9 protein-coding genes and 1 CRISPR repeat array are annotated in these 10,769 nt (G+C 59.3%); all 9 genes read right to left on the reverse strand.

Annotation, left to right across the window (positions count from 1 at the left end; translation table 11 throughout):
- Window positions 1-17: 17 nt before the first annotated feature.
- A CRISPR array of direct repeats spans window positions 18-1,193; the repeat unit is 37 nt; unit sequence GTTTCAATCCGCGCCCGCTCGATTGAGCGGGCGATAC.
- 177 nt (window positions 1,194-1,370) lie between these two features.
- Window positions 1,371-1,661, reverse strand: coding sequence for a CRISPR-associated endonuclease Cas2 (cas2, locus tag ACYCTF_RS13355; RefSeq protein ID WP_461283831.1), 291 nt, complete (start codon window positions 1,659-1,661; stop codon window positions 1,371-1,373).
- 8 nt (window positions 1,662-1,669) lie between these two features.
- Entirely contained in the window at window positions 1,670-2,704 is a 1,035-nt protein-coding gene (gene cas1c / locus ACYCTF_RS13360) for a type I-C CRISPR-associated endonuclease Cas1c (protein ID WP_461283830.1), read from the reverse strand.
- Window positions 2,701-3,333 (reverse strand): CRISPR-associated protein Cas4, encoded by a 633-nt coding sequence (cas4, locus tag ACYCTF_RS13365; protein WP_461283829.1) that lies wholly within the window; start codon window positions 3,331-3,333, stop codon window positions 2,701-2,703. Before cas4 ends, cas1c begins: the two co-directional genes overlap by 4 nt.
- A gap of 8 nt (window positions 3,334-3,341) precedes the next feature.
- On the reverse strand, window positions 3,342-4,310 hold the full coding sequence (cas7c, locus tag ACYCTF_RS13370; RefSeq protein WP_461283828.1) for a type I-C CRISPR-associated protein Cas7/Csd2: 969 nt from the start codon (window positions 4,308-4,310) through the stop codon (window positions 3,342-3,344).
- The gene (gene cas8c / locus ACYCTF_RS13375; protein WP_461283827.1) at window positions 4,307-6,079 is read right to left on the reverse strand and encodes a type I-C CRISPR-associated protein Cas8c/Csd1; all 1,773 of its coding nucleotides are present in this window, start codon (window positions 6,077-6,079) and stop codon (window positions 4,307-4,309) included. The genes cas7c and cas8c overlap by 4 nt, the downstream gene beginning before the upstream one ends.
- Window positions 6,080-6,081: 2 nt before the next feature.
- Window positions 6,082-6,846: a type I-C CRISPR-associated protein Cas5c gene (gene cas5c, locus ACYCTF_RS13380; protein ID WP_461283826.1), complete on the reverse strand. Its 765-nt coding sequence runs from the start codon at window positions 6,844-6,846 to the stop codon at window positions 6,082-6,084.
- A gap of 61 nt (window positions 6,847-6,907) precedes the next feature.
- The gene (cas3, locus tag ACYCTF_RS13385) at window positions 6,908-9,187 is read right to left on the reverse strand and encodes a CRISPR-associated helicase Cas3' (RefSeq protein WP_461283825.1); all 2,280 of its coding nucleotides are present in this window, start codon (window positions 9,185-9,187) and stop codon (window positions 6,908-6,910) included.
- Window positions 9,188-9,259: 72 nt separating this feature from the next.
- Complete coding sequence (locus ACYCTF_RS13390; protein WP_461283824.1) at window positions 9,260-10,231, reverse strand: helix-turn-helix transcriptional regulator; 972 nt, start codon at window positions 10,229-10,231, stop codon at window positions 9,260-9,262.
- Between the two features lie 206 nt (window positions 10,232-10,437).
- On the reverse strand, window positions 10,438-10,769 hold a 332-nt coding region (locus ACYCTF_RS13395), incomplete at its 5' end, for a hypothetical protein (protein ID WP_461285029.1).

The following is a 10,769-nucleotide window of genomic DNA, read 5'->3' on the forward strand; positions in this document are numbered from 1 at the left end:
AAAGCCAAAGACCGCAAGTTTCAATCCGCGCCCGCTCGATTGAGCGGGCGATACATTCACCATTCATAGCTGGCTACCAAGCCACGCTGTTTCAATCCGCGCCCGCTCGATTGAGCGGGCGATACCACCACTTCCTGGGGCCTCAGCGAGTGGGTATGAGTTTCAATCCGCGCCCGCTCGATTGAGCGGGCGATACCGTGCGTCCCTCATTGCCCTGGAGGCCAGAAGATGTTTCAATCCGCGCCCGCTCGATTGAGCGGGCGATACCCTCTATAGACGGTCCTTCCGAGCCTGGATCTCATGTTTCAATCCGCGCCCGCTCGATTGAGCGGGCGATACTTTGATGGCGTGCCGGGAAGATGGGGAAGTGCTGGTTTCAATCCGCGCCCGCTCGATTGAGCGGGCGATACATGACGGTATGCCTGCCAGCATCCTGACACACGAGTTTCAATCCGCGCCCGCTCGATTGAGCGGGCGATACCCAAGCCGATCACTGATCGGGCCGATCCACTGGTAGTTTCAATCCGCGCCCGCTCGATTGAGCGGGCGATACGGGACGTGTGGGTGGTATGGGAGGCGCAATTGATGTTTCAATCCGCGCCCGCTCGATTGAGCGGGCGATACTAAAGTCCTAGGACCAAAGACGGATTGACAGGGAGTTTCAATCCGCGCCCGCTCGATTGAGCGGGCGATACGTGATCTCGCGGCCATGATCCTGGTACGTGACGGGTTTCAATCCGCGCCCGCTCGATTGAGCGGGCGATACCCCTGGCAATGGCCGCTTTCAAGGCCGAGGATCTGTTTCAATCCGCGCCCGCTCGATTGAGCGGGCGATACCCTTGAGTTTCCGCAGATCGCTGCCTGATAGGTAGGTTTCAATCCGCGCCCGCTCGATTGAGCGGGCGATACAGGCCGCAAGGAGGCGATCCGTACCGAGATCAAAGTTTCAATCCGCGCCCGCTCGATTGAGCGGGCGATACATGGGCCAAGCCGCTCTGGCTTCGGCTCCGTACTGTTTCAATCCGCGCCCGCTCGATTGAGCGGGCGATACTTTGAAGAACCGTTTCCTGGAGCCGTCAATGCCTGTTTCAATCCGCGCCCGCTCGATTGAGCGGGCGATACATGGGTCGGCTGTTCGGTCGATGGCCTTGTTGGAGTTTCAATCCGCGCCCGCTCGATTGAGCGGGCGATACCCATTAATGGCAATCCCTTGATTCTCAAGGGTAAACGTCGCAGCAAACGCGAACGCCGACCTTAAGAAGCGGGATAGCCCCCTAACACATCTGCTACAACAACAAACCATATTGTAAAAGAGCGAGTTATGCACCGCGCGAACCTCCCGGCCTACTCGCCGCCACTTGGGGTTCGCGCTACACCACCAGGAGGCCATCGAAGTCCGCGGCCTTGAAGCGTCCGAATTCCTTGACATGTTCCTCCAGCGGTTCACTCAGCCGGTAAAGACGTAAGCAGTCCTCGTTCAAGTCAATCTCGTCAAGGAGTTCCTTTTCCAGGATCTCATAGGTAGTCTTGCCCACCTTGCACTCGAACACCGACTTTTGCACTCGCTGCCCATAGTTCTGGCAAACCTTGGCCACGCGCCGCAACCGCCGTCGGCCGGCGCGTGTTTCGGTGGAAACATCGTACGCGACGAGTATCAACATGGTGCTCTCTACCTATGGATGTACGGCACGTACGTTGGTGCATCGCCGCGCAGGAAACGCGCGAGCAATCGCGCCTGGACGTGCGGGAGCAACCCAATCGGCATCTCCTGCCTCAGAACCGGGTGCGTCAACGTCTCCTGCTTGCGTTCCTGGTAGGCGGCAATAACCACTTTCCGACCCTCGTCATTCAACAGCACCGCGCCGCCATCGCGTTTATCGAAATGGCTTGCCTGAATCTGTCCGCGGTTTACCAAGGTCAGCGCCAAGCGATCGGCGATCACCGAGCGGAATTCCTCCAGAAGATCGAGCGCCAAAGCTGCGCGGCCGGGGCGTACGGCGTGGAGAAAGCCGAGCTGCGGGTCGAGGCCGACCGCTTCCAGCGCGCTGCGACAATCGTGCAGCAAAACGGCATAGAGGAAAGAGAGCATGGCATTCATGGAATCGGTTGGCGGCCGGCGGCTGCGCACATCGAAAGCAAAATCGGTCCGGACGGGCTGGCGAATAAGATACTGCATGGACTGAAAGTAAATCCGGGCTGCGTTGCCTTCCTCGCCACGCAGGCCGTCCAGATCCGGGGCATGGGGCAGTTTGCGCAAATGTCCCGCCAAAAGCCGCGCGTTTTGCACGAGCACCGCGCGTTCGACATCGTTCTGACCATCTCGCGCACCGCGCAACAGCACATTGCGGCTATTGCGCAACTTGCCAGCGAGGAAGGCGCGCGCTAGTTCAATCGTCTTGGCTAGATTGTCGGCCGCCCGGTATTGCGCTTGCCGCAAAAGAATGTTGCCGCTCACTGGACCTTCCACGCGCGCCTGGAAGCGGCCGCCACGTTCCAACCAAATCACCCCGCGGCCTTCTCCCATGCAGCGCCCAAGGAGCGCGGGGCTCAGCATCACGCTGCCGAAGCAGACGATCGCGCCCAGGTGATGCAGGGGGATTTGCAGGCGCTTCTCCTGCTCCACCATCACGCACACGGTTTCTCCTTCGAGCCGTAAGTAGGCCTTGGGAGTTGTGACGTAGAGGGTATTGAGCAGGACTGTCACAGCGATTCTTTCTCGGGCTCGAACAGGTCCGCCCGAAGCGCCAGGAGTCTTCTATTGGCGCGAGCAAGCTCGGGCTGGCAGATGTCGTGCAGCGAACACTCCGGGCAGCGGCGGGTGTCGTCGACGGGAGGCGGCAGGCGGCCACTGGCAAGCAGTTGCGGAATCTCCAAGGCCGCGGTCTCGACTGCTTGGCGCAGGGCCCTGTCAATCTCCACCTCCCGCCGACGGCGGGATTGCTGGTGATAGACCGCGCCCTTGAGGATGGTTACACCCAGCATCTCCTCGAGACACAATGCCTGCGCCGCAAGCTGAAGATCGTCATTGACCCGTTTCCGCCGCTTGCCGTGCTTGAACTCCACGGGGTAGACCGTCCCGACTGGGTGATGCTCCACGGCATCGCATTTGCCGCTCAAACCGAGCCGGCGGCTCCAGACCGGTAGGGCGTATTCCACCCGCACTCCGGCGCTCACTTCGTGCCGCTCGCGGTCCACGCGCTCGTGCTCATACGTACCGCGCAAGGTGTGTACGTTATCCACGAACTCACCCTCGACATGGATGAGATAGCAGCGCCGAGGGCAGTAGCTGTACTGGTTGAGCGCAGAGAGCGGGATGAGGTTTTCCTCTTGCATCGCCGCGATCAGGGATACGCGATCAGATCTACGCCAGCGGGTAACCGGTCCTTGTGAACCGTGACGGCATAGTCGCTGAACGATCGCGGCGAAGTTTCGATAGTCTTGTTGATCTCCACGACGGAATTCTGCATGGACCGCTTGTGAGTGGAGAAATCGAGCAGCCGCTGGGCGGGTGCGCAGCCGAGCATGGCCTGGCGGACACGCTGCGATTGATCGCTGTCGGTGCCGACATGTTTGAACACATACAGGCCGCGGCACGACATCATGCCCTTGGACGCGGAACGGTCGTGGTCCCACATGCCTTTTAGCGCCTCCCATAGGTGGTTGAGGTCGTCGTCCGAGAAGCCGGTGCCTTGGGCAAGATGGGCGGAGACGAAACCCTTGCAGGCATAGAGGCCGTAGGGGATGAGGGCCTTGCGGCCCATGGTGCGGAGCTTGTCCTCTTCCTGTTCGCTCTCCCACTTCTCGTAATCTGCGACGGTCTTTGCGTCCTTTAGTTTTTCCGCTACTGCCATGCGGGTGATTGAGGCATCCATCGGCAGGATCGGGTCAATTGAGCGAGAAAAGGAAACCTGTACCGGGCCGCGAACCTGGCCAGCATTTGGGCCGGTGGACATGACTGCTCCAAAAGTACGCACGTCAAAGAATTGCTGGCACATCCAGTCGCGAGCCTTGGTAACCTGAGAGCGGTTTGCGCCGCCACCCGGCGCGCCGCCAGTTGCCACGTGGGCGGCGGTAATTTGCTTGTTAAGGTTGGTCGCATGCTCCACAAACACGGCATTTGGTGTAGTGTTGCCAAATGCCGTCTGAATGTAGTTGCGGGCGCGGCGTTTGATCGCCACATCGGACACCAGTCCATGCATGTCCTCTGGGTCGATGCGCGGGGCATTGCCGGCGTCTGGGTCGCCGTTGGGGTTGCCGTTCTCGCAATCGAAGAGATAAAGGAATTCGTAACGGTTCTGGATGGCGCTCATCTCGTTTCTCCCTGTTCGGTGGTGGGTTCGGTCACGGTATTCTTGTTACCCCCGCGAAGGGAGGCTAGTTGCTGATAATAGCCGAGGGCGAACAGCCCTTGGCCTTCAAGGTCGAGAATGCGCGGCGCGCTATCTTGGAGGCGGCTCATCACATCGGCGATCTGGTTCTCGTACCAATATGCAAGCCCACCTTCGAGTTTGCTGAGGTGGTTACGCGCATTGCTGGTCAGACGACCGAGAATAAGGCCGGGGGTCTGGCTGGCGGCGGCGTAATAGCGCTGCACCACGCTCGCGCCGACGTCGCCCAGCGCCGCACGCTGAAGATTTGCCAGCACCGCCAGCAACCGCCCGCAGTGATAGGCCGCAGATGGATGTTCGGCATTGAGATACGCAGTCATGTTTTGGTCACCTCCAGGTTTGAGTCGAACGAAATACGCCCTAATGAGCCCCATGCGGGCGTGGTTGATGGGCGGCTGGTCCTTGTCAACGAGATCAACGCGAAAGCGCGCCAGTGCTTGAGCCATCATCGGCTGAGGTATCGGCAAACACTGCGCAGCGGCCTTCCACAGCGTGGCGGCAGTCGGGGCAGGCAGATCCTTCAGGTCGCGTACCAATGCGCCGCATACCGCCATGAATTTCGGGTCGGGAGCTTGCCCTTGCCCGTGTCGGGCGACGATAGCCAAGTCGTCAAACCACGCCACAACGTTGCGTACCAGATCTTCGAAGCTACCCTCCATCCAGTCGCGCGCCATGACACGGCCTGCGGCACCGGACAGGGTGAGCGCGTAATACCGGTTACGGCCAAGATCACCGCGTGTCCCGCTGTGGATCGAGTCCAGAAGACGTCTTGCTGCTCCTAGCGCAGCCGCTTCTGTCTGTTCCGCGTTCTCGAATTCATAGAGAAAGGCGAGCGGGTCACTCTCGATAGGAACCTGCTCCTTAAACCAGTGAGCCACCAGCGAGTTTCCTAGCTTGCGGGAGTGGTTCCGGATCAGGTCGTTGAGGCCATCGACGTACTTTTGCGTGGCTTCGGCGCCCATGGCGGCATTAGCCGACTGGTCAAGACCATAGGAACCAAAGGCGGCCTTGTCGAAGCCCACCATAACGTCTCCCGTTCCCAGCCCACCGACTCCAGACAACCCAGTAATCTTTGGGTGCGTAGGCAATGGCTTGACCGATTTACCGGTAAGCAGGCAAAGCATCTCACCATCGGTTAGCTTCTCGGCGTCGTTATCTCCGGCAGCCGCGTTACCGAGGTCGTTGCGCCGCCATTCGCGCCACCATGCCTGCACCGTTTCATCTTCGCGAGGGTCAACACCGTTTACACGCCAACCCACCCAATCTGTGGGTTTCGCCTTGTGCTCGAGTAGTGCATCACGAATCAGAGCAAGCTGCGACTCGTCGTCCAGCACCTGTGCCAGTGGCGCAAGTATGGGGATCTTGGTTGATGCCTTGTCCAGGATGTTGACGAAGAATTTGTGCTTCTCGTTGGCGTTGGCAATCTTTTTCTGGTCTTCGTTGGCCTTTAAGACAAGCGCTACGGTCTGTGCCGTTTCCACCAGAAAATGGGATTTGCCGCCTGCGTTCATCCCATGCATATCTGGGCAACGCAACTGGTCTTGTCCCCGTTTTCCGTCACCAAGAGGAACGATGCCAAGGAATTGGCCATCGCCAGAGAGTTCAATGCTCCAGCGCACTTCACGGGTTTTGAAGCCAGGTTCCGAATTCGGCAACTGCTGTTCTGCGTATTCGACCAGAGCATGCAACATGGTTACCTCCCCCCCGGCTTCTTTACCGCGTCACTGTCAAAGGGTGGCACTTCCAAGACGCCGTCGCGAACGAGGGCGTCGAAGAGTGTGATAAAGGGTTCGTCATTCGCACGCACCATCTCTTTTCGCAGGTCGAACACGTCGTAGAGCATAAAGCCCAGATGCTGGTCAAAACGCGCCGTACCAGCGGGTGAGGTATCCGGATCCTCGATGTATTCGAAGAACGCGGGAAATTCCCGGCAGCCGAAGTAGGGTTGCTGGAAGCACTTGCCTGCCCGGGCGCGACGTTGAAAACAGGCGTTGAGCTTGCCCCAGTCGTTGCCGGGCTTCGGGACGATCCTGGCTGTGAGACGGTATCGGACGTTTTTCAAGGCCATCGTTTGGCGCTGTGTTCGGCCTTTCTGGTCGGTCCCCAGTTCGTCCTTCCCGCCGTCCGCCCATATCGGCTCCGGCAGCTCGCGTCCTTCCATCCATGCTTTGATAGTACGGTCGGCGGGCGCCTTGTCTTTCACCTCATTCCGCCGCAATGCGATGTAGCGCGGCATTTCCAGCGCCTCAATGCGCACAATCTGCCAGTAGAAGTACGGCCGCATAACGTACTCACTTCCTTGTTTATCCCGCTTGCCGTCCCAGTAGATGGCGTCAAAGATGCCACGCGCGGCCGAAGGCGTGATAACGGGATAGGAGAAGCGCTCGACCTTCATTTCCGGCCGCGTGAAGCAAGCCAGATCGCCCCAGACTTCTAGAGTGTGTGTGCCGCTTGGCATAGATGCTCCTTTCAAAAAGCCCCCTTCCCCTACCCTCCCCCTATGGGAGAAGGTGAAGGGGCTATGCGATGAAAACCTGTTCCCCCTTGGGGGGATTCAGCCCGAGGACGTCATCGTAGAATTCCCCTTCGAGAATGAACCACTCATCCGAGAAACCGCCGCGTCGCAACTTCGCGGGAATGGCCCACGCCGGCGGGCCGCCGTTGGTGCGGTAGATGCTCACCGAAAGGCCTTGTGCGCGGCGCATCCAGCCAACAGAAATCCCCTCTCGCTCGGCTTCAAGGCGAAGAGCATCGAACTCCTGCCTGCGTTCTTTCCAGGGCACGAGAATCTGAATTGCGTCCTGCGCTATGAGGCGGTATGCCTTGGCAATTTCGGCGAAGTTAAGCTCGTCAATCGCCCGCTTGAGTTCGGCGTTCTGGCTGGCAGGATCGTTCAAATCGTAGAGCCGGTGGTAATACGTTCTGAAGGTCTCGGGATCGTTAATATTCAAGTGGCCATGCAGGTTGAGTAGCGTTTGCGTGACCTGCGCCGCCTGGTAGTAGCTGTACGTGGGGAACCGCTTTCGCCAACCGCCTTCCTCGTCCGGCTCAAAGACGATGACCTTGCCGAGCCCGCCTTGGTCATTGAGCTTGCCTTCGCGGTTGCAGCGCCCCGCGGCCTGCGCGATGGACTCCAATGGCGCCATGGCGCGGAACACCACGGGGAAATCCACGTCCACCCCGGCCTCCACGCATTGCGTGGAGACGAGCCGACACGGGCGATCTTCTGCCAGTTGTGTGCGGACCTTGTCCATGACCGCACGCCGGTGCTCGGCGCAGAGATTGGTGGAAAGATGAAATAGGGCTTCCGTGTCGGACAATGCATCGAGCAGCGCCAGCGCGTGGCGTTTTAGATTCACGACGGCGAGAGCTTGGTCCTCGTTGCGTACCGTATCGGCCAGTTCCGCCCAGGTCCGCTTCTTGTTTTCCTTTGGCCAATGCACGGCGACCCGTTCGAGTGCCTTGAAGAGGCGTGCGTGATCCGGCACGACCTCCCTCGGTGTCCAGCCACTCATGGCATGTTTGGTCACTGCCGTATCGAGCATATCGAAGGCCGGTTGGGTAGCGGTCGCGAAAACGACAGTGGCGCGATAGGTCGCCGACAGATGCGACAGCGCCGCGAGGGTAGGCACCGCCAGGTGTTGCGGCAGGCTCTGCGCTTCATCGAACAGGATTACCGTGCCCATGAGGTTATGCAGTTTACGGCAGGAGGAGGGGCGGTTGGAAAAGAGAGATTCTAGCAATTGGACGTTGGTGGTAAGTACGATGGGCGCATCCCAGTTTTCGGCCAGCAGGCGGCGCTGGCGTTCGCGGGCTCCTTCCGCATCCTGTCGTTCCATCTCAATGCCCAATCCAGAGAGGCTGTGGTGTTCCAGAACGAAATTGTCAGGAAAGCCGGCCAACGCCTGCCGATAGATGCGGGCTGTCTGCTCGATGACGGTAAGGAATGGCACTGCTACCACGATACGTTCCATCCGATGTCGGGTAGCGTGCTCCAACGCGAAGCGCAGCATGGCGAGCGTCTTGCCGGAACCAGTCGGTGCAGTCAGCGTGAACAGCCCGCGCGGTGAGCGTCCGGCGTCAATGGCGACGTTCCATAAGGCTTCCCGTGCCTCCCTGACGTTGACCTGTGCCTGAGTGGATGTGCGCAATCTCGTCATATGTGTACCTAGGGCGGCGAGCGCCTTTTCGGCATCCAGGCGTGGCCCCTCTGGCCGGTACCGTGCGCCCTGGGCATCGCCATTGAAGTGTGCTTCGGTATCCAGGAAATCGGCATCGACCAGACAGGAAAACAGCATGCGTACATCGAGCATCGCGGCAATCGATTGCGTCCATGATGTTAAGGCAGGGCGCGTGGGTCTAGGAAAGTCCAGTCCGTCGGATAACGCGCAGCGTTGTAGCTCAACGAGGTTTGGTTCGGAGAGCTGCAATCCTGGCAGAACCGCAGCCGCAAGGTTCGCCGGGAGCAGCCGTCGGAGTGAGTCTTGGTCGCCTCGTTGCAAGCCAATATGGTGTCCTTGAATAGCTAGTGCCGCAGCAACGGCATGAAATTCGGTGAGTGCCAGGGAGGCCCCCTGAGACCAGTGGTCTAGTCCGGAATCTTTTCCTTGTAGACGCGCCTGGAAACGGCCGCCATATTTGCCCACATCGTGCAGTAGCCCAGCAAGTCGCGCTTCCTCGCGCCACGCAAACCCTTCTGAGAACTTGGCAGCTAGGTGGCCAACCGCGTTTAGGTGTTGCGCAAGCAGATGCCATCGACCGGCGGTATTGGCGCTATGGGCAAAATAGGGACGGTTCATACTCAATAGCCTTTTATCAGCGTCTGCTGCCACTATACCTGCCAACTGTCTCACCCGATGAGACGCGCCCCGTCATTTCCGATATTGCGATTCGGCGCGAAGTAATTGTTCGAACACTGTATTTCTCAATGACTTAGGGTGTAGAACTTCGACCTCTGATCCGTGCTTTAGTATGTCGAGGACGAGCTCCCTATCATCCGAGTAGGGGATTTCGAGGCAATATCGGTCGCCCTCGAACCAGCCTTTCTGCTGCGGGTGCCAGATCTCGTCCGCCACCCAGCGGGTGCGTTGTGGGGAGAAGCGTAAGACCGCTTTGCGTCTCGGGCGGCCGGAGAAGATGCCGTAGCTCTCGCTAAAGTAGCGATCGAGATATTTCTCCGAAATGTCCTTGGTATCTTCCTTAAGCTCAAGAGGTTCCCGGATGCGCTCGAGAGCGAAGGTACGCAGCGCCCGTTTGCCGTGATCCCAGGCGTCGAGATACCAATTGTCTCGGTAATGCGCGAGCCGTTGTGGCGAAATCACTCGCGTAGTGATGTCGTCACGCCCGCGACCGTGGTAGCGGAAGCGCATCTGTTTGCGTGCAAGCAGCGCGTGGGTCGCCAGCTGGAAACAGGCAGGCTCGGAGCGACGCATGGCTTGTGGGAGAATACGGATTCGGGCGGAAATCTCCGTGAGAGTCTGCTCTTTGCCTTCGAGCAAAGCCTGGATGCGTGCTTTGAGCGGCGCGATATGCGGGGACAGTAGGCCGGGCTCCAAATTGTCGAGAAAATGGTGGAATGCGAGGAGCGCATGAACTTCATGACTGTTGAACCACAGGCCCGGCAACTCGTGACCCACACTATCGGACGTCGGACTGGCGATTCGATATCCCCGTTTGGCATGATCGTAGACGATGGGTATGTCCATCCGATCGCACATATATTCGAGATCTCGATGCAAGGTGGCGCGCGATACCTCGAGTTCGTTCAACAAGGCTGTGGTCGAGACCGCGCTCATGCCGCGCAGAAGGTTATTGATCCTATAGAAGCGCTCCGTGCGGTTCATCCCCCTCCCTTTCTTATTATAGGGTCTATACGGATTTCTCGACCATGGATTAAACAACAAGCGCTTGGTCGGGACAAGGACAGCCTTCTCACGTTTGCTTAACGTCAGGCCACCCGTAACTTGCCGGTGCGCCAAAGGCAAGGCTCGGCTTCGTAACGTGCGCGCTAGGCGGTGCGACTTGATGTGCTGGCGTGAAAAAGCCGCCTTTAAGGCGGCCTCAAGACGGCATAAGACATGCCCACGCCGAGCAAGGGGTCAACGCCGCTGCCGGAGCTGGAAGCGGAGTAGGTAACGCCGCCCGATGTCACGCTGGCGGTCGCCGACGCATACCATGCGGCCAAGCCGGCGCGTCCGTAGACACGGAAGGCGTGCGTGATCGGCCACGAGTAGACGGCCGAGGCCTCAAGGGCGTACATCGTTAATGAAGCGCTTTCTCCCTGTCCGGTACAGGTGCGGGTGGGGTATTGGGCGACAGTTGTTCCCCACGCGTGTGGGGGTGAACCGAAACTGATCGTCGCCATGCTCTTGGGTGGCGCGC

The sequence above is a fragment of the Acidiferrobacter sp. genome, assembly GCF_054609335.1.

What these genes read in the sequence shown, in the direction of transcription:
- cas2 (WP_461283831.1), bottom strand. Translation starts at nt 1,661, where the DNA reads ATGTTGATACTCGTCGCGTACGATGTTTCCACCGAAACACGCGCCGGC.
- cas4 (WP_461283829.1), bottom strand. Translation starts at nt 3,333, where the DNA reads ATGCAAGAGGAAAACCTCATCCCGCTCTCTGCGCTCAACCAGTACAGC.
- cas7c (WP_461283828.1), bottom strand. Translation starts at nt 4,310, where the DNA reads ATGAGCGCCATCCAGAACCGTTACGAATTCCTTTATCTCTTCGATTGC.
- cas8c (WP_461283827.1), bottom strand. Translation starts at nt 6,079, where the DNA reads ATGTTGCATGCTCTGGTCGAATACGCAGAACAGCAGTTGCCGAATTCG.
- cas5c (WP_461283826.1), bottom strand. Translation starts at nt 6,846, where the DNA reads ATGCCAAGCGGCACACACACTCTAGAAGTCTGGGGCGATCTGGCTTGC.
- cas3 (WP_461283825.1), bottom strand. Translation starts at nt 9,187, where the DNA reads ATGAACCGTCCCTATTTTGCCCATAGCGCCAATACCGCCGGTCGATGG.
- ACYCTF_RS13390 (WP_461283824.1), bottom strand. Translation starts at nt 10,231, where the DNA reads ATGAACCGCACGGAGCGCTTCTATAGGATCAATAACCTTCTGCGCGGC.